The organism is Bacillus sp. KICET-1, assembly GCF_027721405.1.
In the GTDB taxonomy this organism is placed as follows: domain Bacteria; phylum Bacillota; class Bacilli; order Bacillales; family Bacillaceae; genus Bacillus; species Bacillus velezensis.
This window is the reverse complement of the sequence record NZ_CP113515.1, coordinates 2,379,866-2,405,841: the sequence shown is the minus strand read 5'-3', so window position 1 is coordinate 2,405,841 and position 25,976 is coordinate 2,379,866. Positions and strand designations below refer to the sequence as shown.

At 46.2% G+C, this 25,976-nt stretch carries 26 protein-coding genes and 1 pseudogene; 1 reads left to right on the top strand and 26 read right to left on the bottom strand.

The window, feature by feature from the left end:
* Positions 1 to 182 precede the first annotated feature (182 nt).
* The 22 genes and pseudogenes from rpoD to rpsU all read right to left on the bottom strand — a co-directional run bounded on the left by rpoD (position 183) and on the right by rpsU (position 20,510).
* Positions 183 to 1,304 carry an RNA polymerase sigma factor RpoD gene (rpoD, locus tag OVA33_RS12420; protein ID WP_003152998.1) on the bottom strand — a complete coding sequence of 374 codons (1,122 nt, stop codon included), beginning with the start codon at positions 1,302 to 1,304 and terminating at the stop codon, positions 183 to 185.
* A gap of 192 nt (positions 1,305 to 1,496) precedes the next feature.
* On the bottom strand, positions 1,497 to 3,308 hold the full coding sequence (dnaG, locus tag OVA33_RS12415; protein ID WP_063636708.1) for a DNA primase: 1,812 nt from the start codon (positions 3,306 to 3,308) through the stop codon (positions 1,497 to 1,499).
* 21 nt (positions 3,309 to 3,329) lie between these two features.
* On the bottom strand, positions 3,330 to 3,836 hold the full coding sequence (locus OVA33_RS12410) for a YaiI/YqxD family protein (RefSeq protein WP_014418404.1): 507 nt from the start codon (positions 3,834 to 3,836) through the stop codon (positions 3,330 to 3,332).
* Between the two features lie 255 nt (positions 3,837 to 4,091).
* Entirely contained in the window at positions 4,092 to 4,904 is an 813-nt protein-coding gene (locus OVA33_RS12405; RefSeq protein WP_003152991.1) for a pyruvate, water dikinase regulatory protein, read from the bottom strand.
* A gap of 25 nt (positions 4,905 to 4,929) precedes the next feature.
* A complete protein-coding gene (ccpN, locus tag OVA33_RS12400) occupies positions 4,930 to 5,568 on the bottom strand; it encodes a transcriptional regulator CcpN (protein WP_003152989.1) in 639 nt (212 codons plus the stop codon).
* Between the two features lie 100 nt (positions 5,569 to 5,668).
* Positions 5,669 to 7,708: a glycine--tRNA ligase subunit beta gene (gene glyS / locus OVA33_RS12395; RefSeq protein ID WP_063636709.1), complete on the bottom strand. Its 2,040-nt coding sequence runs from the start codon at positions 7,706 to 7,708 to the stop codon at positions 5,669 to 5,671.
* Positions 7,701 to 8,588, bottom strand: coding sequence for a glycine--tRNA ligase subunit alpha (gene glyQ, locus OVA33_RS12390; protein WP_003152984.1), 888 nt, complete (start codon positions 8,586 to 8,588; stop codon positions 7,701 to 7,703). Before glyQ ends, glyS begins: the two co-directional genes overlap by 8 nt.
* Positions 8,589 to 8,889: 301 nt before the next feature.
* On the bottom strand, positions 8,890 to 9,657 hold the full coding sequence (gene recO / locus OVA33_RS12385; RefSeq protein ID WP_063636710.1) for a DNA repair protein RecO: 768 nt from the start codon (positions 9,655 to 9,657) through the stop codon (positions 8,890 to 8,892).
* Positions 9,658 to 9,693: 36 nt separating this feature from the next.
* Positions 9,694 to 9,837, bottom strand: coding sequence for a YqzL family protein (locus OVA33_RS12380; RefSeq protein ID WP_007408286.1), 144 nt, complete (start codon positions 9,835 to 9,837; stop codon positions 9,694 to 9,696).
* 155 nt (positions 9,838 to 9,992) lie between these two features.
* Positions 9,993 to 10,898: a GTPase Era gene (era, locus tag OVA33_RS12375; RefSeq protein WP_007408285.1), complete on the bottom strand. Its 906-nt coding sequence runs from the start codon at positions 10,896 to 10,898 to the stop codon at positions 9,993 to 9,995.
* Positions 10,879 to 11,289 carry a cytidine deaminase gene (locus OVA33_RS12370; protein WP_017418172.1) on the bottom strand — a complete coding sequence of 137 codons (411 nt, stop codon included), beginning with the start codon at positions 11,287 to 11,289 and terminating at the stop codon, positions 10,879 to 10,881. Before OVA33_RS12370 ends, era begins: the two co-directional genes overlap by 20 nt.
* Positions 11,290 to 11,412: 123 nt before the next feature.
* Positions 11,413 to 11,787 (bottom strand): diacylglycerol kinase family protein, encoded by a 375-nt coding sequence (locus tag OVA33_RS12365; RefSeq protein WP_003152974.1) that lies wholly within the window; start codon positions 11,785 to 11,787, stop codon positions 11,413 to 11,415.
* Positions 11,768 to 12,241 carry an rRNA maturation RNase YbeY gene (ybeY, locus tag OVA33_RS12360; protein ID WP_003152973.1) on the bottom strand — a complete coding sequence of 158 codons (474 nt, stop codon included), beginning with the start codon at positions 12,239 to 12,241 and terminating at the stop codon, positions 11,768 to 11,770. The genes OVA33_RS12365 and ybeY overlap by 20 nt, the downstream gene beginning before the upstream one ends.
* Positions 12,242 to 14,374 (bottom strand): HD family phosphohydrolase, encoded by a 2,133-nt coding sequence (locus OVA33_RS12355; RefSeq protein WP_063636711.1) that lies wholly within the window; start codon positions 14,372 to 14,374, stop codon positions 12,242 to 12,244.
* Positions 14,375 to 14,454: 80 nt separating this feature from the next.
* Positions 14,455 to 15,414 (bottom strand): PhoH family protein, encoded by a 960-nt coding sequence (locus OVA33_RS12350; RefSeq protein ID WP_063636712.1) that lies wholly within the window; start codon positions 15,412 to 15,414, stop codon positions 14,455 to 14,457.
* A pseudogene (gene yqfD, locus OVA33_RS12345) lies at positions 15,390 to 16,602 on the bottom strand (sporulation protein YqfD). The gene OVA33_RS12350 and the pseudogene yqfD overlap by 25 nt, the downstream one beginning before the upstream one ends.
* A gap of 17 nt (positions 16,603 to 16,619) precedes the next feature.
* A complete protein-coding gene (yqfC, locus tag OVA33_RS12340) occupies positions 16,620 to 16,901 on the bottom strand; it encodes a sporulation protein YqfC (RefSeq protein ID WP_003152966.1) in 282 nt (93 codons plus the stop codon).
* A gap of 56 nt (positions 16,902 to 16,957) precedes the next feature.
* The gene (locus tag OVA33_RS12335) at positions 16,958 to 17,392 is read right to left on the bottom strand and encodes a hypothetical protein (protein WP_014418408.1); all 435 of its coding nucleotides are present in this window, start codon (positions 17,390 to 17,392) and stop codon (positions 16,958 to 16,960) included.
* A 27-nt stretch (positions 17,393 to 17,419) separates the two neighbouring features.
* Positions 17,420 to 18,412, bottom strand: a complete 993-nt coding sequence (floA, locus tag OVA33_RS12330) for a flotillin-like protein FloA (protein WP_014418409.1) — start codon at positions 18,410 to 18,412, stop codon at positions 17,420 to 17,422.
* 24 nt (positions 18,413 to 18,436) lie between these two features.
* Positions 18,437 to 19,753, bottom strand: coding sequence for an NfeD family protein (locus tag OVA33_RS12325; protein ID WP_022552942.1), 1,317 nt, complete (start codon positions 19,751 to 19,753; stop codon positions 18,437 to 18,439).
* Between the two features lie 122 nt (positions 19,754 to 19,875).
* Positions 19,876 to 20,322 carry a GatB/YqeY domain-containing protein gene (locus tag OVA33_RS12320; protein WP_021494331.1) on the bottom strand — a complete coding sequence of 149 codons (447 nt, stop codon included), beginning with the start codon at positions 20,320 to 20,322 and terminating at the stop codon, positions 19,876 to 19,878.
* A gap of 14 nt (positions 20,323 to 20,336) precedes the next feature.
* Positions 20,337 to 20,510, bottom strand: coding sequence for a 30S ribosomal protein S21 (gene rpsU, locus OVA33_RS12315; protein ID WP_003152957.1), 174 nt, complete (start codon positions 20,508 to 20,510; stop codon positions 20,337 to 20,339).
* Positions 20,511 to 20,681: 171 nt separating this feature from the next.
* Between rpsU and OVA33_RS12310 the strand changes: the two genes are divergently transcribed.
* Positions 20,682 to 21,608 (top strand): Na/Pi symporter, encoded by a 927-nt coding sequence (locus tag OVA33_RS12310; RefSeq protein WP_017418174.1) that lies wholly within the window; start codon positions 20,682 to 20,684, stop codon positions 21,606 to 21,608.
* Between the two features lie 37 nt (positions 21,609 to 21,645).
* Here OVA33_RS12310 and mtaB read toward each other — a convergent pair whose 3' ends face one another.
* Genes mtaB through dnaJ form a run of 4 tightly spaced genes read right to left on the bottom strand, consistent with a single transcriptional unit; the run spans position 21,646 to position 25,880 of the window.
* Positions 21,646 to 23,001 (bottom strand): tRNA (N(6)-L-threonylcarbamoyladenosine(37)-C(2))-methylthiotransferase MtaB, encoded by a 1,356-nt coding sequence (gene mtaB, locus OVA33_RS12305; RefSeq protein WP_014305444.1) that lies wholly within the window; start codon positions 22,999 to 23,001, stop codon positions 21,646 to 21,648.
* Positions 23,001 to 23,771 carry a 16S rRNA (uracil(1498)-N(3))-methyltransferase gene (locus tag OVA33_RS12300; protein ID WP_007408275.1) on the bottom strand — a complete coding sequence of 257 codons (771 nt, stop codon included), beginning with the start codon at positions 23,769 to 23,771 and terminating at the stop codon, positions 23,001 to 23,003. Before OVA33_RS12300 ends, mtaB begins: the two co-directional genes overlap by 1 nt.
* Before the next feature lie 22 nt (positions 23,772 to 23,793).
* Positions 23,794 to 24,729, bottom strand: coding sequence for a 50S ribosomal protein L11 methyltransferase (gene prmA, locus OVA33_RS12295; protein ID WP_025649832.1), 936 nt, complete (start codon positions 24,727 to 24,729; stop codon positions 23,794 to 23,796).
* A 23-nt stretch (positions 24,730 to 24,752) separates the two neighbouring features.
* Positions 24,753 to 25,880, bottom strand: a complete 1,128-nt coding sequence (gene dnaJ / locus OVA33_RS12290; protein WP_003152895.1) for a molecular chaperone DnaJ — start codon at positions 25,878 to 25,880, stop codon at positions 24,753 to 24,755.
* Between the last annotated feature and the right edge of the window lie 96 nt (positions 25,881 to 25,976).

Below are 25,976 nucleotides of genomic sequence, written 5' to 3'. Positions count from 1 at the left end.
AATGAATTGTATACGCTTACAATAAAGAATATAAATAAACTTATCTCATTTTCCCCCTTTCAGGACATGCCGCATTTTTTTCGAACCCATTTGCAAAACATATGCTTATCCAGTAAAATAAAGGTATATTATCCATATATCTTATACATAAAAAAGAACGGATCAAAAAGACCCGTTCCATTCTATTCGAGAAAATCCTTCAGACGTTTGCTTCTGCTCGGATGTCTCAATTTGCGAAGCGCTTTTGCTTCAATTTGGCGAATACGCTCTCTCGTTACTCCAAACACTTTGCCGACTTCTTCCAAAGTTCTTGTGCGTCCGTCATCCAGACCGAAACGGAGACGCAGCACGTTTTCTTCACGATCTGTCAACGTATCCAGCACATCTTCCAGCTGTTCTTTTAAAAGCTCATATGCCGCATGATCCGACGGAGATGTCGCTTCCTGGTCTTCGATGAAGTCACCGAGATGTGAGTCGTCTTCTTCACCGATCGGCGTTTCTAAAGAAACAGGCTCTTGAGCAATTTTTAATATTTCACGGACTTTTTCAGGCGTAAGATCCATGTCTTCAGCAATCTCTTCCGGTGTCGGCTCTCTGCCAAGATCCTGAAGAAGCTGACGCTGCACCCGGATTAATTTGTTGATGGTTTCCACCATGTGAACCGGGATACGGATTGTTCTCGCCTGGTCAGCGATGGCGCGTGTAATCGCCTGTCTGATCCACCAAGTCGCATACGTACTGAATTTATATCCTTTACGGTAGTCAAACTTCTCGACGGCTTTCATGAGACCCATGTTTCCTTCTTGGATCAAGTCTAAGAAAAGCATGCCGCGGCCGACATACCGTTTAGCAATGCTGACAACTAAACGAAGGTTTGCTTCAGCCAGTCTGCGTTTAGATTCCTCGTCACCCTCTTCAATTTTTTGAGCGTAGGTGATTTCTTCTTTAGCAGAAAGAAGATTTACCCGTCCGATTTCCTTAAGGTACATGCGGACTGGATCATTGATCTTTACGCCAGGCGGTACGCTGAGGTCATTAAGGTCAAATTCTTCTTCGGCTTTGGCAAGCTGTTGAATATTAGGATCTTCCGTTTCTTCATTTTCACTAATTAATTCAACACCTTGTTCTCCTAAAAATTCATAATACTCATCCATTTGGTCTGATTCAATTTCAAAGCTGGACATGCGTTCAGCAATTTCTTCATATGTTAAAACGCCACGTTTTTTTCCAGTTTCAGTAAGCTGTTCTTTTACCTGGTCTAATGTAAGTTCTGTTTCTGTTTCGTGGGTTTGTTTATCAGCCATTATGGATCCCTCCTTCCAAAGCTTGCAACGAATTCTAAAAGCGGTATGTTTCTTATCCGCCCCGGAAGCCTTCTCTCTTTTTCAGCATGCAGGGCTGCGGATAATAAATGACAATTCATGATGAGGTTAAGCGATCTATTTGCTCCTCCGCAAGGAATCATTGCCAATCAGAACGCAAGCCTCTTTTTGGTGTTACTTTAATGATCGGTTCAATGCAACAATTTCTTGAGCCAGAGACGCAGCTTTCAAGAAGTCTTTCTGCCTCTCCGCATCCGCTCTTTCTGCTTCTTTTTCCTTTATCATTGACCATTTTCGGTGATCCAACACTTTTTTTACGTAATCGGATAACTCGGCCTCTGAGAGCTCCTCGTTTACTTGGAGCATCCCTATATCTGAAAGCAGCTGGCTGATTTCCTCATCCTGCATTCTCGCCATAAGATGCTGCGGCGTCATGTCAGCACCCTCTTCATAAACAGCGTACAGGTATGCTGCCAGCGCACGATGTCCGTCAATGTTAAATTCAAAGCCGACACGCTCAATCACTTTCTTGATGACGTTTCGGTCTCTCAGCATATGAGCGAGCAGAAGTCTTTCCGCGTTCTCATAGGCGGGACGGAGACGGCGCCGTTTCGCTTTTGTCGTCACCCGGGCCCGTCTTGTCTGCGGTTCGGCGTTTTTGTCGCCGGGGGTGTTTTGTCTGGCGTAGATGGAAAGCTGTTCCGTCAAAGATTCTACCGAAAGAGAAAATTCCGAGGCGAGCTGCTTCACATACATTTCCTGCTCAAGCGACCCGGAAAGAGCGCTGATTTCTTTCAGCACTTCTTTCATATAAGCGAGCCGGTCTCCTTCGTCAGATAAGTTTTTCCCTTTGCGGAAATATTGCATTTTAAAAGCCATGACCGTAACGCTTGCATCAATGATATCGGTCCGGAATTTTTCTCCGCCCCGGGTTCTGATATAATCATCAGGATCAAGCCCGTCAGGCAGCATGCTTACTCTTACCTTACAATCGGCTTTCTGGAGCAGGCCGGCCGCTTTCAGCGTAGCTTCGTACCCGGCTTTATCCGAATCGTAGCAGAGAATGACCTCCTGAACATTTCTTCTGAGGATTTTCACATGCTCTTCGGTGAGCGACGTCCCCATTGTGGCGATACTTTCTTTTACGCCTGAGCTGACGGCGGATATGACGTCAGCGAAGCCTTCAAACAGAACGGCTCTCTCCTCTTTCCTGATCGGCAGGCGCGCCTTATGAAAGTTATACAGCAGCTTAGATTTATGAAACAGCGGCGTTTCCGGGCTGTTCATATACTTCGGCTGCTGGCTTCCGAGCGCCCTTCCTGAAAAAGCCGCCACGGCTCCGTGGTGATCATGAATGGGAAACATAATTCTGTTTCTGAAACGGTCAAAATACCCGCTGCCGTCTTCCCTTCTGATCAGCAGACCCGCTTTTTCCATCATTTCTTCCTCAAAACCGCGCTTTTTCAAGAATTTCGTCATGAAATCCCAGGAATCCAGCGCGTAGCCGATTTCAAACTCATCTATGAGCTCTTTCGTAAAACCCCTTGATAAAAGGTAATCTAACGCTTCCTGGCCTTCCTTTGTATTTATTAGCAAATGATGGTAAAATTTCTTCAGAAGCTCGTGGGCTTCCGCCATCTTCTGCTCTCCGGAAGATTCCGGCCTGGATGCAGAGTGAATCGTTATATCATCAGGGAAATCAATCTGATATTTATCCGCAAGGTGAGAAACAGCTTCCGTAAATGAATAGCCTTCCATCTGCCGTAAGAAAGAGAAAACGTTCCCGCCCGCTCCGCATCCGAAGCAATGAAAGATCTGCTTATCGCTGGAGACGGAAAACGAGGGCGTGTTTTCCCCGTGAAACGGACAGAGCCCAAAGTAGTTGCGGCCTTGCTTTTTCAATTGGACATAATCACCTATGACTTCAACAATGTCTGCTGACTGCTGCACCTGATTAACTACTTCATCTGGTATGCGGTTTCCCATCTTATAACACTCCGTCGTACATTATTCGATGTTTTGATTTGAAATCCCTTCATCATTCGACAGGATTTTTTTAAGCAGGGTAACAAATCGATTCCGATCTTCTTTATTTAATTTTTTAGGTCCTTTGGAATGAATGCCGCTTCTTCTCATTTTGCCTGACATATGACGGCTCATCAGAGCGAAGTCAATCGTGTCTTCAGTATAAGAACGGCCCCTTTCCGATAAGACGGCAATATTTCTGTTCAGCAAAAGAGATGCTAAACCGATATCCTGCGTGACTACGACGTCTCCCGATCTCACATGGTTTGCGATATATAAATCCGCCGCTTCTTTATGAGGATCAACGTATACCCAGTTCTCGTCTTTGCTTCTGGAAAGCTGGTAGTGTTCAAATGATGCGACGAAAATAACCCGAACGCTGAATTGCGATGCAATGAGCATTATTTCCTCTTTTACGGGGCATGCGTCTGCATCGACAAAAATCGTCTTTTCTTTTTCATTTAGAAGACTAATTCTCCATCCCTCCATCAATCTCCTGCATAAAAACAAGCGAAATCGCATATGCTCCATGACTGCGGATCTATTTTGAGCTTTGTCGAAAAATTTCCGGGAGTTATTCTTGACATCTTACCCATAATAGTTTATTCGTATCACACGAAGCTTAAACCTAAAAATAAACATTTTATCACAATTTTTTATTATAATACAAACTTCGCGAAGATGCCATCCTTTTTGTTTATTCCCTATTTGCATACCCAAAAACCCAGGATAAAGCGTCCTGAGTTATCGGCCCTTTGTTTTGAGATGATGAATGATGTTCGCTGTTTCTTCGACCGCTTTATTCGAAACGTCAACGACTTGGCAGCCGATCCGGTCCACGATTTTCTCAAAATACTCCAGCTCTTCTTTAATTCTGTTGATATTGGCGTAAATGGCTTTGTCATTTAAGCCGAGAGATTTTAACCGTTCTTTACGTATATGGTTCAGTTTATCAGGGCTGATTTTTAAGCCGATGCATTTTTTCGGATCAACGCTGAACAGTTCTTCCGGCGGATCGACCTCAGGAACGATCGGCACATTGGCCACTTTCAGACGCTTATGGGCAAGATATTGTGATAATGGGGTTTTAGACGTTCTGGATACTCCGAGCAGGATGATATCGGCTTTTAAAATGCCTCTTGGATCCCTGCCATCGTCATATTTGACGGCAAACTCGATCGCCTCGACCTTTTTGAAATAATCTTCATCAAGCTGGCGGACGCGGCCCGGTTCATATTTGGCGGTCAGACCGTAAGCCGATTCCATTTTATCGATGAGCGGACCGATAATATCGTAATACAGCACATTCGCTTTTTCCGCTTGTTCAACCAGGTATTTGCGCATTTCAGGAACAACGAGCGTAAAACAAATAATGCCGCCGTCCGCTTTGGCGAGAGACACGACTTCATTAATGGTGCCGATATCTTCCACATAAGGTATTCTTCTGATATGCGTATCATCGGCTGAGCCGTTAAACTGGCTGAGCGAGGCTTTTACAACGAGTTCGGCGGTTTCTCCGACTGAGTCTGATACTACATAAATGATGCGATTGTCCATGTTATCCCCCCGTTAGTTTTCAAGCTTATATGATTTCATTTTCTGATAAACTGACAAGTATCTTAGTCATATTCGTTTTGGTAAACCGGCCGATGACCTCAAAGCCTTTATCCGTATCTTTAATAACGGGCAGGGCATCGATCTGTTTTTCAATTAAATACTTGGCGATGTCCATCACATAATCGTCACGCCGGCAGACGGCGATATTCGGCATTCTTGTCATGATAATATGAACCGGTATTGAGGCAAGTTCCTGCTGGCCGATGCTCGCCCGCAGCAAATCTTTGCGTGACAGCACACCGACTAAGACAGCATCACGATCTACGACAAATAACGTGCCGACATCTTCTAAAAACATGGTGCAGATGGCATCGTATACCGAGACATTTTCATTGATGACAACAGGGATCGATTGAAAATCTTTCACTTGCAGCTTTTTCAGTTTATCCGCAAGCAGCTGATTTCCCGTTTTCCCCGTATAAAAATAACCGACCCGCGGACGGGCCTCTAAGAAGCCTGACATGGTGAGTATGGCCAAGTCCGGCCGCAGCGTGGCCCTCGTTAAATTGAGCTGTTCTGCGATATGCTCGCCGGTAATCGGGCCGTTTTCCTTTACAATCTGTAAAATTTGTTCTTGCCGTTTATTTAATTCGATCGTACTCACCACCTTTATGGAAGGGTTTCTTTATCTATGTTTTCATTCTGTGATGTTTATGTAAAAGGGGAAAAGACGATTGCCGATCACACAGCAACCGTCTTTTTCTTTATTTTACAATAAGATGATTCATATTAGCAAAAGACTTGATCACATCTGCAAGAGCGGTCATTTGCGCTAAACGGTTGGTTTTTAATGCTTCATCGTCCGCATTTACCATCGTGTGATTAAAGTAGTCTTCAATCGGCTCCTTTAATCCGCTGAGCACATCAAGCGCCTGTTCATAGTTTTTGGAGGCAAAGCTTTCCGCGACACTGTCTTTTGTTTTTTGATAAGCGTCAAACAGCTTTTTCTCCTGTTCATTTTCAAACAGATCCGGCTTGATATCCCGGCTCTCGCCTTTTTTGCTGATGGAGATAACCCGGCCGAGTGATTCAGCCGTTTCTTTAAAGCCGGGTGTGCCGAGGTGCTTCTCAAGCACTCTTGCCTTATGAACGGCTGCATACGGCTCAAGCTCTGTGCTGTCCAGAACGGCTTCAATAACGTCATGACGGATGTCTTCAGCGTTTAAGACGTATTTCAGACGCTGTGTAAAGAAATCGAGGAGCTCATTTTCTTTTTCCGTTTCTGTCAATGACAGAAGCTCTTTAAACGAAATGCCCCAATTGCGGTCGATCAGAATGGAAACGATGCCGCTTGCCTGACGGCGCAATCCGTACGGATCCTGAGAACCTGTCGGAATTACGTCAATGCTGAAGAAGGAAGCAATCGTATCCAGTTTATCAGCTAACGCCACGACCGCGCCGGTAAAGGTTGAAGGCACTTCTCCCCCGGCCGCTCTCGGCATATAGTGCTCATTGACAGCGGCAGCGACGGCATCATCTTCACCGAGCATGCGCGCATATTTTTCTCCCATTACGCCTTGAAGCTCAGGGAACTCATAGATCATATGTGTAACCAGGTCAAATTTAGAAATCTCTGCGGCGCGCTTCACAAGTTTTTGCGTCTGTTCATCCGCTTTCAGGCGGACGGCAAGTTTGCCCGCGATGGCGGCCACTCTTCTTACTTTATCTCCAAGGGAGCCGAGCTCTTCATGGAAAACGATATTTTCCAGTTTCTTCACGTTTTCATCAATGTTCAGCTTTTGGTCTTCTTTGTAGAAGAACGCAGCATCTGAAAGCCTTGCTCTCAGCACTTTCTCGTTTCCGCGGGCAACATTTTCAATTGCATGGCTGTTCCCGTTTCTTACCGTAATAAAATGAGGCAGCAGATTCCCGTTTTCATCTTTTACCGGGAAGTAGCGCTGATGCTCTTTCATTGTTGTCACAAGCACTTCTTCAGGGATAGAAAGAAACTCGGATTCAAAAGATCCGTAAAGCGCCGTCGGGTATTCCACCAGATGGTTGACTTCGTTCAGCAGGTCCTCATCGATCGGAATGTTCCATTTCTTCTCAGCCGCAAGCGCATCCAGCTGGCTTTGGATCATTTGTTTGCGTTCTTTCGGGTCAGCAATGACGCTTTGTTCTTTCAGCAGCTTTTCGTATGATGACGGCGCATCAACAGATACTTCTTGGCCGAGAAAGCGGTGTCCCTGCGTGTTCCGGCCCGTCTCGACATTTGTGATTTCAAACGGAATGACATCTTTTCCAAAGAGGGCGGCAATCCATTTGATCGGACGGATATAGCGCAGATCCTGCGTGCCCCAGCGCATGTTTTTCGGAAAATGCATTCCGGCAATCAAATTTTCCAGCTGCGGTAAAAGTGTCTTCGTCTCTTGTCCCGCTTGGAATTTTTGAACGAAGACATATTCCGTGCCGTTTACATCTTTTATATACAGGTCATGCACTCCGGCGCCTTGGCCTTTTGAAAATCCGATAGCGGCTTTTGTCCAGTTTCCGTCAGCATCCTGAGCGATTTTTTTCGCCGGGCCTTTTGCTTCTTCCTGAATATCAGCCTGTTTTTCTGCTACGTCTTTTATATATACTGCCAGACGTCTCGGCGTATTAAAAAGTTTCACTTCGCCATGGGCGATATTTTTTTCAGCCAGCCAGCCGGTCAGCTTTTCACCGAGCTGCACCATGCTGTCATGTAAAAACCGCGCCGGCATTTCCTCGAGTCCGATCTCTAAAAGCAAGTCTTGTTTACTCATGGGAAGAGCCCTCCTCTTTAAGCATTGGGAACCCTAATTTTTCCCGTTCTTCATAATACGTTTTTGCCACTTTTCTCGCTAAGTTGCGGACACGGCCGATATAACCCGTCCGCTCTGTCACCGAGATCGCGCCTTTTGCATCGAGCAGATTAAATGTGTGAGAGCATTTCAGCACATAATCATAGGCCGGATGCACGAGCCCGTTATCCATTTGTCTGATCGCTTCTTTTTCATAGGTGCTGAACAAATGGAAAAGCATATCCACGTCAGATGTTTCAAAAGTATAAACGGAATGCTCATATTCAGCCATCATAAATAAATCTTTCACAGTAAATCCTGACGTCCATTCAAGATCAAAGACGTTTTCTTTGTCCTGAATATATGACGCGAGACGTTCAATACCATACGTGATCTCAACAGATACCGGTTTACATTCAATTCCGCCCACCTGCTGGAAGTATGTAAACTGAGTAATTTCCATCCCGTCAAGCCATACTTCCCAGCCGAGACCTGCACAGCCTAAAGACGGGTTTTCCCAGTTGTCTTCTACGAAACGGATATCATGTTCAAGCGGGTCAATGCCGAGCGCACGCAATGAATCAAGGTAAAGCTCTTGAATGTTATCAGGCGACGGCTTGATAATGACTTGGAATTGGTGATGCTGATAGAGCCTGTTCGGGTTTTCACCGTACCGTCCGTCCGCAGGCCGTCTGGACGGCTCAACGTAAGCCACTCTCCACGGTTCCGGCCCGATGCTTCGTAAAAATGTATACGGGCTCATTGTGCCTGCGCCTTTCTCCACATCATACGACTGCATGAGCACACAGCCTTCATTCGACCAGTGCTTCTGCAAGGTTAAAATCATATCTTGAATGTTCATTTCAAGCACCTCCACTTTCTCCATTCTTTTACAAGTGCGGCGGCAACCAAAAAACTCCCGTCTCTATGCTTGCCGGCCGCAAACATAGGGACGAGAGTTCTCCCGCGGTTCCACCCTAGTTGCTGAGGATGTGAATCACTCAGCCTCTTTTTAAAGGGTTGCTCGAGAATGCCTTTCGTTGCGCGCTCATCCTTAGCTTACACTGCCCTAAGGTCGCTTGTATGAGTTGGACGCAAGTACTTCTTTCTGTCACTGCAACATATTTTATAATAAATGATCATATAAAAAGATGGGCAGAATGTCAACTTTTGTTTTCATCCAAAAGGTTCTTCATGCTTTCCATCTGATCTAAAAACCGTTTTGACTTTAAATAAAGCCCTGAATATTCCTCGTAATACAGATCAATGACCCGTTTAATTTCGTTTTTGGTTTCCTGTTTTAACGAGACGTTGCCGAGCCTTCCGATATCAAAGTAATAAAAAAGCCTTAGCAGCCTTGCCGTTTGCGGCGAAATCGGAACTCTGTACGGATCCTTTTCAAAGCAGCGGTGGCAGATAAACCCGTTATCTCTTATCGAAAAATGAAACGTCCCTTCCCGGCTTTTGCAGTGGACACAATGATTCAGCTCCGGATACAGCCCCATGACGCCGAGCATTTTCATCTGCACGATGAAGGTGATCACGTCCGGGTCAGTCCCGTCATTCAGCCTCTTAAAGGATTCGAGAATCAATTCGAATAAATAGGGGTTCGGTTTCTTCTCTTCCGTTCCTTTGTCAGTGAGTTCAGCGATAAAAGCGGCATACGCCGTCAAAAATAAATCTTCTCTGATCGTTCTCATGCTGAGAATCATTTCACCCTGCTGGAGCGTGCCGAGTCCAGATGTTCTTTGCATTAAAAATGACCCGTACAAAAACGGCTGGCTGACTGCTGACAGCCGGCTGGCTGACTTCCTGGCGCCCCTTGCCATGACGCCGATTTTGCCGTGTTCCCTCGTCAGCAATGTCACGATTTTATTCGTCTCCCCGTAGTCATTCGTACGGAGCACGATTCCTTCACATTTAGTCAGCATTTCCGCACCTTCCAACAACGGGAGGGGCCAAGAGGTTTACAAAATTGGAAAATCAATTCGGGCTAGCTCATCTTCCGGTTCTTCGGGTCTTTCCAGGTTCTCTTTTTCCAGTTCTTTAAAAAGAAGGTACGTATCAACACTTCCTGTTTGAGAAAATACGTTCCAGGTAAAATTCAACACAAAAAACCCACCTTTCATCATTAAACTAGCTTTGCAATCCAAATTCTTACCCTTATCTTGACCTGATGTCCTCCTTTTCATGTTAAACAAATTTTGCTAACGAATCCCTGCTTCTGTGAGGTAATCTCACACCTCAGGCATGCGCCTTAGATGAATTAATATTCATCCTCTTTGAAGCCGAAATCACGCAGCTGAGACATTTTATTCCGCCAGTCCTTCTGCACCTTCACCCATAATTCCAGGTAAACGCGTGAGCCCAAAAGAGCTTCAATATCAGCCCGCGCTCTTTTGCCGACTTCTTTCAGAAGCGCTCCTTTTTTGCCGATGACGATGCCTTTTTGAGAATCCCGCTCGACCACAATGGTGGCGGCGACATGGACAGAGCCGTTTTCCTGCCCTTTAATGGACTCGATAGCGACAGCGATGCTGTGCGGCACTTCTTCCCTTGTCAGATGGAGCACCTTTTCCCTGATCAGTTCAGAAATAATGAACCGCTCGGGATGGTCAGTCACCTGATCGCTCGGATAGAACTGAGGCCCTTCCGGTAAATACGCTTCAATCTGCGCGAGAAGGGTTTCGACATTGTTCCCTTCCAAAGCTGAGATCGGCACGATTTCCTTAAACGGATAGCGCGTACGGTACTCATCAATTAAAAGAAGCAGCTGGTCAGGGTGGATCTTATCAATTTTGTTTACGATCAGAAAGACCGGCGTGGACGTCTGTCCGAGCTTTTCAATGATAAACTCGTCGCCTTTTCCGTACCCTTCTTCGGCGTTAATCATAAATAACACCAAGTCAACTTCTTTCAGCGTATTCTGCGCCACTTTCATCATAAAGTCGCCAAGCTTGTGCTTCGGCTTGTGAATGCCCGGTGTATCAATAAAAATGGTCTGCGACGTGCCGGTTGTCAGCACCCCTTGGACTTTATTTCTTGTCGTCTGGGGTTTGTCGCTCATGATGGCGATCTTTTGACCGATGACCCTGTTTAAAAAGGTAGACTTTCCTACATTCGGCCTTCCGATGATAGATACAAATCCTGATTTAAAGCTTTCGTTCGTCATGTAAATCCTCCGATGAAAATGCGCCCGGCAATAATTCTTCCGCAGTCATTTCTTTTATTTGTCCTTGTAAGTTGGTCAGAATAACAAGCATATCCTTTGAGCACAGCTCGGAAATTACTTGTCTGCAGGCTCCGCACGGCGAAACCGGTCCCGGAGTATCCGCAGCCACGGCGAGCATCGTAAATTCCGTATCCCCCTCGGAAACAGCTTTGAATATCGCCGTGCGTTCAGCACAGTTGCACATGCTGTATGCCGCATTTTCAATGTTGCAGCCTCTGTACACTTTTCCGTCTTTGGTAAGAAGAGCGGCTCCCACTCTGAAATTTGAATACGGCACATACGCTGTGTCCCGCGCTTTTAATGCTTCTGCAATCAATTCTTGTCTGTTCATGTGTACTTAATTCCTCTCTTACCTTTATCCTGTATGATACCGCTGTCACTTTTATTTTACATAATTATGATTGGTTTTTCACGCCCATTTTTGGCAATGTAAAATAATTGTAAGAATCTTCTGCTAACATATCTTCGGCAAGAAGATGAGTAAACCAATGATACACGATATCACGGCAAAGACGCAAACGGCTCCGGCGGCCGCGTCCTTTGCCGCTTTTGCGAGCGGGTGATACTGATCGGTAACTAAATCCACAACATGCTCTATCGCCGTATTTAAAAGCTCCAAAGCAAGCATCCCTCCGATCAGCACCAAAACAACGGCCCATTCGGCTGTGCTCAGCCCGGTGAGAAAACCGCAAACGATAACGGCGCAGGCCGCGGTAATATGAAATTGAAAATTCCGCTCTGACCGCGCCGTTTTCCAGATTCCCCTCCATGCATGGACAAAGCTCTTCAGGAACCTGCTCCACTCGTTTTTATGATCTCGTGAGTCCATACTCATCCAGCAAATCCTTTTGCTTTGAAAACATTTCTTCCTCTTCTTCTTTTGTCATGTGATCATAGCCAAGCAAATGCAAAAAGCCGTGGACGGCCAGAAAACCGAGCTCTCTCATAAACGAATGGCCGTACTCTTCCGCCTGCTCTTTCGTTCTGTCTGCGCTGATGATAATATCTCCTAAAACAGGCGGCATGTCGGCGCCTACGATTTCAACCTCGTCCTCGCCTTCTTCTTCAAGCGCAAACGAAATGACGTCAGTCGGAGTGTCTTTTCCCCGGTAGTCTCTGTTGATTTCTCTGATTTCTTCATTTGTCACAATCGTGACCGATACTTCAGCCTGATCCTGAACGCCTTCTTTTTCCGCCGCGAATTGGAGCAGCTTCTCCACTTCTTGGAGCGCATCAGCTGAGACGCTGTTCGTTTCATCAACAATATCTATGAGTAAACCCATTTATTTCACCTTCTTCGTAGCCTCCGGATATTCAATCCGGGAGTGGAAAATTCCTTTTAACGTCGCACATAGTGTTTTTGCGATCGTATCCAGTTCTCGGAACGTGAGATCACATTCTGAGAATTGTCCGTCCTGAAGCTTATCGGATATAATTCCCCGCACCAGTTTTTCGATCCGCTCGGGATTGGGATTATGCATGGAACGGACGGCGGCTTCAACGCTGTCGGCCACTGAGATAATAGCCGCTTCTTTCGATTGCGGCTTCGGCCCCGGGTAGCGGAACTCTTTCTCTGTAATCTGGTCGCCCTTTTCTTTCGCTTTATAATAAAAGAATTTCAAAAGGGACGTTCCGTGATGCTGCTCCGCGATATCCACAAGCTCTTTCGGAAACTTATAGCTTCTGAGCATATTCGCACCGTCTGTCGTATGTGCGATAATGATATTTTTGCTGAGCTGCGGAGACAGCTTGTCATGCGGATTATCCATATTCATCTGATTTTCAATAAAATATTGCGGACGTTTCGTTTTGCCGAGATCGTGATAATACGCTCCGACCCGTGCTAAAAGACCGTTTGCCCCTACGGCTTCACAAGCCGCTTCCGACAGATTTGCCACCATGACGCTGTGATGATATGTACCGGGTGTTTCCGTTAAAATCTTTCGAAGCAGGGGATGATTCGGATTAGACAGTTCAATCAGCCTCATCGTTGAAAGAATGCCGAATCCCGTCTCAAAAAACGGCATCAGACCGATAATCAGAACGGATGAAGCAAGTCCCGAGACGACCCCCATCAGCATCAGCGTTCCGATTTCAACCGGTGACAGCGCCGTATTTTGTATTAATAAAAGCGACAGCACGATAATCATATTAATAAATGAGACGAACAGTCCCGCCTGCAATATTTTTGATCTCGCATTATGTTTTCCCAGAAACAGAATGCCTGAAATGCTGCTGATTAAATAGTAAATGCCGATGACGTAATTAAATGTTCCCGTCACACCCTGATTAAACATCATACTGCCGCAGATCGCCAGAATGATGCTTCCTAAAATGGCGAGCCTTTCATTGAGCAGCAGCCTGATTAAAATCGCGCCGGCGACGATCGGCACAAGATAGCCGATATTGGTGTATTCAATCTTCTGAAAGAGACTGACGACTTCCATAATGACGAGAATAAGCGTTGTAATGATAGAAAACAGCAAAAGAGATTTATTTTTCAGCTTAAGCTCCTGCTGCTGTTTCTCAAAATAGTAGACAAGCGTGGCAATAAACAGCCCGATCATCAGAAGGAGACCGCTGATCGGTTTTAACAGGTTGGAATTATTCAAAAGCCCCGTCAGTTCGAGCTTCCTGTATACTTCCCGGTCGATCAGATCATTCTCTTCCACGAGAACCTGTCCTTGTTTGATCTGTACCGGCTGGACGCTGTCTGACGCTTCCTGGCGTTTTTCATCCGTCGCTTTCGGATCAAATACATAATTCGGGATGACTGCGTATTTTCCGATTTCAGTCGCAGCCGCTAAATATTTTGACGGCACAGAAGCGCTTTTCAGCTCTTTTGCGACCTTATCCTTCGCTTCGGCAAGCTTTTCAGAAGGAATTTCACTGCTCATCACCGTATTCACCGCGGTAATGACGGAATCCCTCACAAATGAGAAATCTTCATTGTTTGCATGGAGAAGCGATTTAATGGCATCTTCCGAGACGGATTCATTGACATCCTGTGTCAGCTTGTTTTTCACCGATTTTACCAGTGATTTTTCCGAAGGTGACTTTTTGTCTTTTTCCGAATCTTTTTTCACTTCGCCGATGCTGTCAAAAATGGAAGTAATCAGGTCAAGCCGGTTGTCGGTATAGCCTTTTTTCAGAGTGTATTGATCTTCCACCGCATCTTCGGCCGCCTGCTTTTTCGATTCCGTCGCCTGCTGATCTTCCACTGTGGCGGGCGCGTAAATCGTCTTATCACTGACTGCAAACAAATCCAAATTAAGTGATTCAGGTTTTACATGAATAAAGAGCAAACCAAACATGATCGCTGAAAGCAGCAGGTACAGCAGCACATGGGCTGAGCGGGCATGTCTGAAACTGCGGAACCGTTCCCGGGCGCTTTTGCCCTTTCCCTTCTTTTTCAAAACAAGAACCTCCTCCCTGAAACATCAGGAACACATCATATAAAAATGACCCGATAACGGGAGATCGGGTCATTTTTGCATTACTTTTGCTTATCATAAGCTTCAATAATTTTTGCAACAAGCGGATGCCTGACCACATCTGTCTGGTCAAGTTCAATCACGGAGATGCCGTTTACGTCCTTCAGCATGTCCTTCGCTACTGCAAGTCCCGATGTGACGCCTTTCGGCAGGTCAATTTGGCTTACGTCGCCCGTAATGATCATTTTAGAGCCAAAACCCAATCTCGTCAAAAACATTTTCATTTGAGCGGGAGTGGTATTCTGGGCTTCATCAAGAATCACATACGCGTCGTCAAGCGTCCGCCCTCTCATATAGGCAAGCGGGGCGATTTCGATAACCCCTCTTTCCATAAGACGCTCCGTATGGTCGCTTCCGAGCACATCATGGAGCGCGTCATACAGCGGGCGCAGATAAGGATCTACTTTTTCCTTTAAATCTCCGGGCAGAAAGCCGAGGCTCTCGCCGGCTTCCACAGCGGGTCTTGTTAAAATGATTTTTTTAATGTGGCCGTTTTTTAAAGCATGCACCGCTTTTACGACCGCCAAATAAGTTTTGCCGGTTCCCGCCGGCCCGATGCCGAACACCATGTCGTTTTTCTTCATCGCCGCCACATATTCTCTTTGGCCGATGGTTTTGACACGGATCGGTTTGCCTTTTGCCGTTTTCGTTATTTCCTCTTCATACATGCTTTCAAAATAGTCCAGTTCATCTTTTTTTGCCATTTTCACGGCATACAGCACATCACGTTCCGAAATCTCGATCCCCTTGCGAATTAAAGTAAGGAGCGAGCCCAATAATCTGTCAGCGATCTCAAATGTTTCATCATTCCCGGAAACGTAAATGGTTTCACCGCGTGTGATGAGGCTAATGCCCAGATCCTTCTCCATTAAATGTAAAAAAGCATCTTGGCTGCCGAACAAAGAAAGTGCTTCGTCCGGGCTTTTCAGTTTGTGATTCATCGCAAGTAAATGTTCTGCCATTCTTTAGTCTCCCTGAACAATAGGTGTGGTTTGAACGATATCTTCTATAACTTGGTAGAGAATAATCAACTTTACTTTACCATTCTCAACGGATTGGTGCAAAACTTTTTCACTTTCCACCTCTCCGCTGCCGTTTAATCGCTTTTCTACATCTTGTCTTCCCATTTTGATACCGGCCTGAACCGCTTCGCCTTTCGTATAAGTCCGCACGGATGTTTCACTTTCTCTTGTCTGTTCTTGAACGTAAGAAACCGGAAGCTTCATCCCCAGAAATTGAAACGGATGCTTTTCTTCCTCTGTTTTCGGATGTTTCAGCGGCTTCTCATTAAATTCAAAGCCCCAAAAAGGCACGCCCCATGATCCGAAAGACAGCTTGTGCTTCGTCCTTACTTTACCCGTATATAGCGTAAATGATGTTTCAAGAGGCACGGTTACTTCTGACTTGTACCATGTTTCTCCGTAAATTTCCGCTTTTGAGGCGACTTTCCGGTCTTCATTTCCGATCAGTCCTGAGACGAGGAGCTGTCCTTTGTCAACATGATCGTTCACAAAAGCCATCGGCTGCCCCTTTTGCACGAACATCCTTTTGATGACCGCCTTCTTTTTGGCAACGATATGGCGGGGGCTCACGTACTTTTCTTTTGTCGGTTCGTTTTTTTCGACCACTTTCATATGAAGGGCTGTCCCGTTCAATTCCACACCGACCCACGTAATATTATCGATACCGTTTGTTAATGATTTTTGAATTTTCTCCGGCGTCATCATTAAAAATTGCAAACGGCCTTTTTTCACACCGATTTCTTCAAGGTGCTTTACCATCTGATGCTCGGTTTCGGGCTTGGCCCCTTTAATATCAATTTCCCAAATCATGTTGGACAAAAGAAACAATATAACAAAAAATATCACAAATCCCGCAGTGAAGCCCAGGTTTAATTTTGATTTGAGAAGCAGAAAGGGAAGACCCTTTCTTTTTGTAAAGCTTGCTTTGCATTCATGTTTTCTGATGACTCTTCTGAAAGCATGTACATCCTGAAGCTGAATCATCAGCAGGACACAGTCTTGCTTTTTTTTCACCGCAAAGATGGCGATTCCGTTTCTCGTGCATTCATTCAGCAGCCGTTCAATCCCTTTTCCTTTGACTTCTACTTGGACTTTACCCGAAAAAAATGACAGCCATTTGTTTTTCACATTATTTCCCCCCGGCTTTATGAATCGACATATCGTACGTGATCTATCGTGCCTTCCAAAAGAATTTCCTCAGGAAGGATTGCCTTAATGACCAAGTTTTTTCCTGATATGATACATTGCCCCTGCTTGAGCATCAGCCTGACTTCTTCTTCGCTGAACAGCAGGAGGCCTCTGTGATTCTCTATGTAGATATGAAGTCTGCCGACCATCGTAATACGAGGCAGATCCATCATAACGTCCGGGGGAATTTCCAATGCTCTTGTCAGCCATGCCTTTACACGATTCTTTCTTTGCCCCATAAAAAAAGAACCCCCTTTCATCTCATATGTATGATTTGAAAAGGGGTTCTAACACTTTATTTTTTACCGATGTTCCGCATGGTCCGGTGCGGTTTTTTTGCACGGGGCGGACCCAAAACCTCACTGAATATAATGCCTTGGACCGCAGTTTCTTTATTTATTTTGAGGGCTGATTTCTTCAGAGACGCGTTTCGTGCGCGTGCGGATGTCAGCTTATGTTCAAGCCCGTTAAACATCTGCTCCGTCTCCGCTAGGCGCTTTTCAGCTTCCCTTCTTTTTTGCTCAAAAGGGTTCTCTTTTGAAACGGCAGGCAATTCTTCCGCTTCCGGCTTATGCTCTTTCTGCGGCTGTTTTTGATCCTGCTTTTTTGCCTGATTTCCGGGACGTGTACCCGGCGGACGTTTTTCATCTTTGTTTTTCTTGCCGAATATTGCCGATATAATGCCGATGACGGCGGCAATGACGAGCGGATTTGTCAGAATCTCGTGCATATAGCGGCTCCCTCCTTAATAGAGAGGTTATTGTTGGTCTTCATCTTGCTGGTCATTCGTCAGCTTGCCGATAGAATCCCTCATGTCCGTATCCGCGTCGATATTTTTTATGTTCATATAGTCCATGACGCCGATGTTTCCTTCACGCAACGCTTCTGCCATCGCAAGCGGCACTTCGGCTTCTGCTTCCACGACTTTTGCACGCATTTCTTCTACGCGAGCGCGCATTTCCTGCTCTTGGGCGACCGCCATGGCGCGGCGCTCTTCGGCTTTGGCCTGCGCAATGTTTTTGTCTGCTTCTGCCTGATCCGTCTGAAGAATCGCTCCGATGTTTTTGCCGATATCAACGTCGGCGATGTCAATCGAAAGAATTTCAAATGCGGTGCCTGAATCCAGCCCTTTGCCAAGTACGGTCTGCGAAATCATATCAGGATTTTCAAGCACTTTTTTATGATTGTGTGAAGAACCGATTGTCGAGACAATCCCTTCTCCGACACGGGCGACAACCGTCTCTTCTCCCGCTCCTCCGACAAGGCGCTCAATATTGGCTCTTACCGTGATTCTGGCTTTTGCTTTTACTTCAATTCCGTCCATGGCGACACCCGCGATAAACGGTGTTTCAATGACCTTCGGATTGACGCTCATCTGTACGGCTTCCAATACGTCACGCCCAGCCAGGTCAATGGCTGCGCAGCGTTCAAATGTCAGTTCAATATTGGCACGCTGTGCCGCAATCAGGGCATTGACCACCCTGTCGACATTACCTCCGGCCAGATAATGGCTTTCGAGCTGATTTGTTGTTGCGGATAGGCCGGCTTTATGCGCTTTAATTAACGGATTGACAACGCGGCTTGGTATGACGCGCCGCAGCCTCATCCCGACCAAAGTGAAAATGCTGATTCTGACTCCTGCCGCAAGCGCCGAAATCCATAGCATCACCGGTACAAAGGTGAAGAATATGGCTAACACAATAATGGCAGCAGCAACTAATGCTAAAATCGCCAAACTTGACAGTTCCATCTAATTCCTCCTCAAGGTTATCATCTATATTTCTCTCACGACAATGCGTGAGCCTTCCGCTTTCACTACTTTCACCTGTCTGTCTTTTTCAGTGAATGATCCTTCCGAGACGACATCCAGACGTTCATCATCAATAATGACGGTGCCTGACGGTCTGAGGGCTGTAGCGGTAACGCCGACTTTTCCCAACAGCTCCGTCCGGTTCTGATTTGAAACATAACCGCTCTCCGTGCTTGTTGAATCAGTTAATATTAATTTTTTAAAGAATTTCATTCGTTTCCCCAACACCCTTGTTAATATGATAAAGGCTGTAATAGATACAGCAAAGGCGATCAAGAGAGAAACCGCCATTACAGTAAAGCTGCCCGCAGCGAGAAAGAGGCTCGCTATGACGCCTGCAATACCGATAAGACCGATTATGCCTCCGGGCAGAAATATCTCTAAAAGGATAAAAACCAAGCCCGCGCAAAATAAGAATACGCTGTCATAGCCGGCGAATCCGGCAGCGATATGCCCGGTAAAAAACAGCAGCATGGCCGTCAGTCCGACAGCACCCGGTATCCCGAGGCCCGGCGAGAACAATTCAATGGTCAAACCAAGCAAAGCAAGCGTTAATAAGACGGGGACAACAAACGGATTTGTCAGCCATCTGCCCAGTTTGCCGACGAAACCTTCTTTTGCATGGTGAACATCCGCTTTGTCAAAACCGAGCTTTGTATATAAAGCATCAAGGTCTGAAACCGTGCCCTCCGAATATCCGACTTCCTTGGCTTTTTCAGCTGTCAGTGTCAGCAGTTTTCCCTTTGGGGCGCCCGCTTCCTTTGCGTTGATGGCGGGGTCAGCCATGGCCAGCGCATATTTCGGATTTCGGTTGTTTTTAACCGCTGCGTCCTCCATTTCTGCATGCCACAGTGATTGAGCCTTTTTGTCCGCCGCGTTTCCTTTTCCGTCGATGATGGCTGCGGCACCCATTTTTCCGCCCGGCGCCATATAGATTTCATCTGCCTGAAGCGCTATATACGCTCCGGCAGAAAGCGCCCGTTTATTAACGTAAGCGGTAACAGGCACATCCGCGCGGCCGATGATATCCGCAATATCCAAGGCTGATTGAACGGCGCCTCCCGGTGTATTGATGTCAAGAATAATGTGTGACGCGCCGGACTCCTTCGCTTCTTTGAAAGAACGCGATAAAAAAGAGGCGAGCCCCTGTTCGACATTTTTCTCAACCGGGATGACATAAACCGATGGATGATCAGCTTTCGCGTTCAATTGAACCCCTAATAAAGATAATACAAATAAGCCCAATAGAGCAACAGCAATTCCGGTTTTTTTTCGGAACAAGGCAAATATACCCTCCTTCCCGTTTCGTTCTTCTTTATATACGTAACAAATGTACTTTAGTTTCATTTTTTTATGTATAAAAAAAGACATCTCTCTAGGAAAGATGTCTTTTTTCTCGTCAATTAAGATAATTGACTGCTGACAAGTCTGTTAATTACGCTGCCGTCAGCTTTACCTTTTACTTTAGGCATAATAGCACTCATCACTTTGCCCATGTCCGCTTTGGAGCTCGCACCGACTTCAGTGATGGTTTCATTTACGATTGTCTGCAGCTCTTCTTCAGAAAGCTGCTTCGGTAAATAAACTTCTAAAATGTCCAGCTCTTTTTGAACTTTATCTACTAAATCTAAACGATTAGCGTTTGAAAATTCATGGAGGGAGTCTTTACGTTGCTTAAGTTCACGAGATAGGACAGTAAGTTCCTCATCCTCGGTCAAACTGTCTTTCTTAAGCTTAATTGCTTCGTTTTGAAGTGAAGCTTTCACCATTCGAACGACAGTCAGTTTGTCTTTCTCACGGCTTTTCATATACAGCTTCATATCTTGGTTAAGTCGCTCAAGAAGACTCATAAATCCACCCTCTTTTAGAATTTGCGTTTTCTAGCAGCTTCTGACTTTTTCTTGCGCTTTACGCTAGGTTTTTCATAAAATTCGCGCTTTCTTGCTTCTTGCAAAGTACCTGTCTTTGATACACTGCGTTTGAAGCGACGAAGAGCATCTTCAAGCGATTCGTTTTTTCTAACGACCGTTTTTGACATTCTCTTTCCCTCCCTCCGAATACACCAATCGACTACCTTTAAAAAGATACATATATAAACATGTACTTTGACATTATAATATAAGCCATCAGTCAGGTCAACTAAGCGAGCTCACTTTTCCGTCATGAATAAGGCTGCTTGTCTATATAATGATGGAAAGGGGTGTTTCGTTTGATAATACTGATTCTCTTTACCGCACTTATCCTGTTTTTTTTACTCGGAATGAGCCTGCTCAGGCAGGGCCTGATCGCATTAACGTATTCAAAAATTGAGAAAAGCCTGCTCTTATTTACCGACCACCCTTTGAAAGCTTTTCTCATAAGCATCGTATTCACCGGTTTTCTTCAGAGCAGCTCAGCCTTCATGGTCATTGTCATCGGCTTTGTCAGCGCAGGCGCTTTATCTTTTAAACGGACCATTCCGATGATTCTCGGCACGAATGTCGGCTCCACATTTACGACGGAGTTTTTAGCCATAAAGATGGATGTGCTCATTTGGGTGCTTTTTATCGGAGGCCTTGTGTTTATCCTCATCCGTAAATATCCGTTCAGGCAGATCGGTATAAGCTTCCTCGGTCTCGGCATCATCTTTTTTTGCATCACATGCTTCAGCCGGCTTGCCGTTCCGCTGACAGAAACGAAGGCGGGGGCGGAGGTTTTGCGCCATGTGAATGATTCGAGCTGGTCTGCTCTTTTTATCGGCATGATATTGACGGCAATCATTCATTCAAGCTCCGTCTGCATCGGCATTTTGATGAGTTTTATGAACGAAGGGGTGATCGGCATTGAACAAGCGGTCAGCGTCGTTCTGGGATCTAATATCGGGACATGCGTCACGGCCGTCATGGCTGCTGTTTCAGGCGGTTATGCCGCCAGACAGACCGCCGGTGCTCACGTAGTGTTTAATATTCTCGGCGTCCTGCTCGTCTTTCCCTTCCTGTCTGCATCAGCAGGTATTACGGAGCGCCTGTCTGATGATCCCGCGCAGATGATTGCGCATTTCAGCCTGTTATTTAACGTAGTCACCGCCTTATTGTTTCTGCCGTTCACACATTTGTTTTACCGGCTGATTGACAGGATGATTCCTCCGAAACCGTAAAAAAACCGATGCGGGAAGGCACCGGTTTTTTTATCTGTTATGAAGACATGCGCATGTTCCGGGTCATTTCATCCTCAACGACGCGGACGAATTGTCCTTCATTATACGGATAGCCCGCTTTTTGAATTTTGACTTTGACAAGTTTGCCGATTACATCTTCCGTGCCTTTGAAGACGACTTTCATGTAATTGTCCGTATAGCCGACGAACATGCCGTCCTCATCAGACTCTTTAAACGCCTCTTCCGGAATGATTTCCAGAACCTCTCCTTCATAATCGGAGGCGTATTCTTTGGCAAGCTGGTCAGACAGCGCGATCAGCTTATGCACCCGTTCGTTTTTCACGTTCTCGTCAACCTGGTCTTCCATTCTGGCCGCAGGTGTTCCGGTGCGTTTGCTGTAAGGGAATACGTGAAGCTCTGAAAACTTATGTTCTTTAATGAACCGGTATGTTTCCATAAATTCTTCTTCCGTTTCACCCGGGAAACCGACGATGACATCAGATGTGACGGCAAGACCCGGCAGCGCTTCTTTCAGCTTATTTAAACGGTCCGCGAAAAATTCCATCGTATATTTGCGTCTCATCCGTTTCAGAACGGTGTTTGATCCTGACTGAATCGGGATATGAAGGTGGCGGACGATTTTATCAGACGCATCCAGCACTTCAATCACTTCATCAGTGATTTGGCTTGCTTCAATAGATGAAATTCTGATCCGCTTCAGTCCTTCTACACGTGTATCAAGCTCGCGGAGAAGCTTGGCGAAATTATAATCTTTCATATCTTCGCCGTAGCCGCCCGTATGAATCCCCGTCAGGACGATTTCTTTATAGCCGGCATCCACCAGCTGCTGCGCCTGTTTAATGACTTCTTCCGGATCGCGGGAACGAAGCAGGCCGCGCGCCCAAGGGATAATGCAGAACGTACAGAAGTTGTTGCAGCCCTCTTGGATTTTTAACGACGCTCTTGTGCGGTCAGTAAAAGCGGGAACATCCAGCTCTTCAAACACGCGTGCTTTCATAATATTGCCGACGCCGTTGATCGGCTGGCGCTCTTCCCTGTACTGCTCAATGTAACCGAGCATTTTTTCACGATCCTGCGTGCCGACGACGATGTCAACACCCGGGATGGCCATAATTTCTGCCGGAGAGGTTTGCGCATAGCACCCTGTTACGCAGATGACGCCGTCAGGATTTTGGCGGATCGCCCGTCTGATGACTTGACGGCTTTTTTTATCTCCCGTGTTTGTTACCGTACATGTATTAATGACATATACATCTGCTGTCTGTTCGAATTCTTTTCGTTCATAACCCGCATCTTTAAACAGCTGCCAGATTGCTTCTGTTTCATAATGATTGACCTTGCAGCCAAGGGTATGAAAAGCAACAGTTGCCATTACTGATCACCTCTTAATAACTCTGTATGATAGGAAACTGCGCTTAACGCGTAAAGAGGCGCAGTTTCAGTCCGTAAAATTCTCGGTCCAAGGCCGCATAAGACGGCGCCTTTTTCTGAAAGCTGATGAACTTCAGACTCAGTCAGACCGCCTTCAGGGCCGAATACGATTAAAAGAGACGAACCTTGCGGAAGGCTTTTAAGCTCCGCGGCGAAAGCGCCCGTTTCTCCCTGCTTTGATGACTCCTCGTATGCAACGACACATTTATCGACATTCTCCGCCATTTCAAGCAGCTGCCGGAACGTATGAACGGTTTTCACTTCGGGAATTTCATTGCGGTACGATTGCTCCGCCGCTTCCTTCGCGATTTTCGCCCATCTCTCCCGCTTTTTCTTTGCCTTTTTGTCGTCTAGCTTAACGACGGATCTGGCGCCTTGAAAGGGGATGAACATACTAGCCCCCAGCTCGGTCCCTTTTTGGATAATCCATTCAAGCTTATCGCCTTTCGGGAGGCCGCTTGCGATCCTGATCTTCAAAGGCAGTTCACGGTTTTCACCCGTCCACTCAGCAATGCTGCATGATATATGATCTTTAGAAACCTCTTTAAGCAGGCATAACGCTTCATGGCCGTCTTTCGAACAGCAGATAATCCGGTCTCCCGCACTCATTCTCATGACGTTCGCTATATGGTGGACGTCTTCCCCCGTGATTTGAAAATCAGGAGTTTCGTCCATCTCCTGCTTCGTGAGCTCGATAAAATATCGTTGCATACGCTGTGACACCTACTAACTGTTATTTTTTCGCGATGATGCTGACCCAATCTTCCATAGACAGAATTTCTATGATGGTAAAGCCGGCTTTTTCCAACGCTTCTTTTACTTCCTGTTTTTTCTGGCCGATAATGCCTGAAGTAATAAAATGGCCTCCGTCTTTGAGCAGGTCGTACGCCTGTGATGTAAAGCGGAGAATCACTTCCGCCAAAATATTTGCGACAATGACATCATGTTCGCCCGTGATGCCGTCTAACAAATTGTTCTGCTTCACTTCGGCCGTATCACTCACTTTGTTCAATTTCAGATTCAGACGCGCGCTTTCAACAGCGACCGGATCAAGGTCATACGCATGAACCGATTCGGCCTCAAGCATGGCGGCCGCGATGCTTAAAATTCCTGAACCGGTGCCGACATCAATGATACGGTCGCCTTTTTGAACGATACGCTCAAGCGCCTGAATGCATAAAACCGTTGTCGGATGCGTTCCCGTACCGAATGCCATACCCGGGTCCATTTCGATAATCAGTTCATCTGTATGAACAGGTGTATACGTTTCCCATGTGGGAACGATCGTGAACTTTTCAGAAATTTTCACAGGATGATAATACTTTTTCCAAGCTGTCGCCCATTCTTCTTCATTAACTTCAGAAATGGTGATTTTGTTTCTGCCCAAATCAATGTCGTACAAAAGCAGATTGTTAATCGTCTCTTTAATGCCGTCCACCGTTTCGCCGAGGAAACTGTTGATCGGCAGATACGCTTTGACAATGACACCCTCATCGGGGTAATCATTGGGGTCGAGCTGGTAGATTTCCCCGTAAACATTCTCACGCTCTTTCATTAAATCAAGCGGATCTTCGATGACAACCCCGCTCGCACCAGCTTCATGCAAAATATTTGAGATGGGTTCGACCGCTTCATGTGTTGTGTGAATGCTGATTTCGGACCATTTCAAAACTACCAACTCCTATCCAATCATTACTCGCCTTTAAATGCGCGTTTTACTTTGTCAAAGAAACTCATTTCTTGTTCATCCGGCAGGTTTCCGCTGACTTCAGCGAATTCGCGGATGATGTCTTTTTGTTTATCTGTCAGATTCGTCGGTGTGACGACGCGGACGACAATGTGCTGGTCGCCTTGTCCGTAGCCCCGGACGTTCTGAACGCCTTTGCCTCTTAATCTGAATTTCGTGCCGGTTTGTGTGCCGGCAGGTATTTTCAATTTCACTTTTCCGTGAAGCGTCGGCACTTCCACTTCGTCTCCGAGTGCCGCTTGGGCAAACGTTAACGGCATTTCGCAATAAATATCGTCTCCGTCGCGCTCAAAGAACTCGTGGGCGCGCACATGGAATACGACAAACAGATCTCCCGCCGGCCCTCCGTTTACGCCCGGTTCACCTTGGCCCGGAACGCGCAGCTGCTGTCCGTCGTCCACACCGGCAGGAATCGTGACATTGATTTTTTTCCGTTTTTTCACTTTGCCCGTGCCGCCGCAGTCAGAACACTTGTTTTTGATGATTTTTCCTGTTCCTTCACAGTGGTGGCAGACTCTTCGGTTAACCACTTTGCCAAACGGTGTGTTCTGTTCGACGTTCAGCTGGCCTGAACCTCCGCAGTGCGAGCACGTATCCGGCTTTGTTCCCGGCTTCGCGCCAGACCCTTTACATGTTTCGCAATTCTCTTCGCGCGGAATTTCAATGATCGTTTCTTTTCCGAAAGCCGCGTCTTCAAATGACAGGGTCATTGTATACTGCAGATCCGCGCCTTGCCGCGGCGCATTCGGGTCACGGCGTCTCGTGCCGCCTCCGAAGATGCTTGAGAAGATGTCATCGAAACCGAAGCCGCCGAAGTCTCCGCCGCCTCCGAAACCGCCGCCGAATCCCTGGTTAGGGTCTGTATGGCCGAATTGGTCATATTGAGCGCGTTTTTGGTCGTCTGAGAGCGCTTCGTACGCTTCTTTTACCTCTTTGAATTTTTCATCTGCTCCGGATTCTTTATTGATATCAGGATGATATTTTTTTGAAAGCTTCCGATAGGCTTTTTTGATTTCATCCTTTGAAGCGCTCTTACTTACCCCAAGCACTTCATAGTAATCACGCTTACTCATCTCGCTTCACTCTCCCGAATTTCTCACATAAATTAGATTGTATCATTTTGAATTATGTTTTTTCAATTCCTTTTATCCCGGGCAAGAAAAAAAGTC

What these genes read in the sequence shown, in the direction of transcription:
- OVA33_RS12350 (WP_063636712.1), bottom strand. Translation starts at nt 15,414, where the DNA reads ATGGCAGAACATTTACTTGCGATGAATCACAAACTGAAAAGCCCGGAC.
- yqfC (WP_003152966.1), bottom strand. Translation starts at nt 16,901, where the DNA reads ATGGGGCAAAGAAAGAATCGTGTAAAGGCATGGCTGACAAGAGCATTG.
- mtaB (WP_014305444.1), bottom strand. Translation starts at nt 23,001, where the DNA reads ATGGCAACTGTTGCTTTTCATACCCTTGGCTGCAAGGTCAATCATTAT.
- OVA33_RS12405 (WP_003152991.1), bottom strand. Translation starts at nt 4,904, where the DNA reads ATGGACAATCGCATCATTTATGTAGTATCAGACTCAGTCGGAGAAACC.
- rpoD (WP_003152998.1), bottom strand. Translation starts at nt 1,304, where the DNA reads ATGGCTGATAAACAAACCCACGAAACAGAAACAGAACTTACATTAGAC.
- rpsU (WP_003152957.1), bottom strand. Translation starts at nt 20,510, where the DNA reads ATGTCAAAAACGGTCGTTAGAAAAAACGAATCGCTTGAAGATGCTCTT.
- era (WP_007408285.1), bottom strand. Translation starts at nt 10,898, where the DNA reads ATGACGAACGAAAGCTTTAAATCAGGATTTGTATCTATCATCGGAAGG.
- recO (WP_063636710.1), bottom strand. Translation starts at nt 9,657, where the DNA reads ATGCTGACTAAATGTGAAGGAATCGTGCTCCGTACGAATGACTACGGG.
- OVA33_RS12320 (WP_021494331.1), bottom strand. Translation starts at nt 20,322, where the DNA reads ATGAGTCTTCTTGAGCGACTTAACCAAGATATGAAGCTGTATATGAAA.
- OVA33_RS12365 (WP_003152974.1), bottom strand. Translation starts at nt 11,787, where the DNA reads ATGGACTCACGAGATCATAAAAACGAGTGGAGCAGGTTCCTGAAGAGC.
- dnaJ (WP_003152895.1), bottom strand. Translation starts at nt 25,880, where the DNA reads ATGAGTAAGCGTGATTACTATGAAGTGCTTGGGGTAAGTAAGAGCGCT.
- OVA33_RS12335 (WP_014418408.1), bottom strand. Translation starts at nt 17,392, where the DNA reads ATGCACGAGATTCTGACAAATCCGCTCGTCATTGCCGCCGTCATCGGC.
- glyQ (WP_003152984.1), bottom strand. Translation starts at nt 8,588, where the DNA reads ATGAACATTCAAGATATGATTTTAACCTTGCAGAAGCACTGGTCGAAT.
- dnaG (WP_063636708.1), bottom strand. Translation starts at nt 3,308, where the DNA reads ATGGGAAACCGCATACCAGATGAAGTAGTTAATCAGGTGCAGCAGTCA.
- floA (WP_014418409.1), bottom strand. Translation starts at nt 18,412, where the DNA reads ATGGAACTGTCAAGTTTGGCGATTTTAGCATTAGTTGCTGCTGCCATT.
- OVA33_RS12370 (WP_017418172.1), bottom strand. Translation starts at nt 11,289, where the DNA reads ATGAACAGACAAGAATTGATTGCAGAAGCATTAAAAGCGCGGGACACA.
- glyS (WP_063636709.1), bottom strand. Translation starts at nt 7,708, where the DNA reads ATGAGTAAACAAGACTTGCTTTTAGAGATCGGACTCGAGGAAATGCCG.
- OVA33_RS12300 (WP_007408275.1), bottom strand. Translation starts at nt 23,771, where the DNA reads ATGCAACGATATTTTATCGAGCTCACGAAGCAGGAGATGGACGAAACT.
- OVA33_RS12410 (WP_014418404.1), bottom strand. Translation starts at nt 3,836, where the DNA reads ATGGAGGGATGGAGAATTAGTCTTCTAAATGAAAAAGAAAAGACGATT.
- ybeY (WP_003152973.1), bottom strand. Translation starts at nt 12,241, where the DNA reads ATGGGTTTACTCATAGATATTGTTGATGAAACGAACAGCGTCTCAGCT.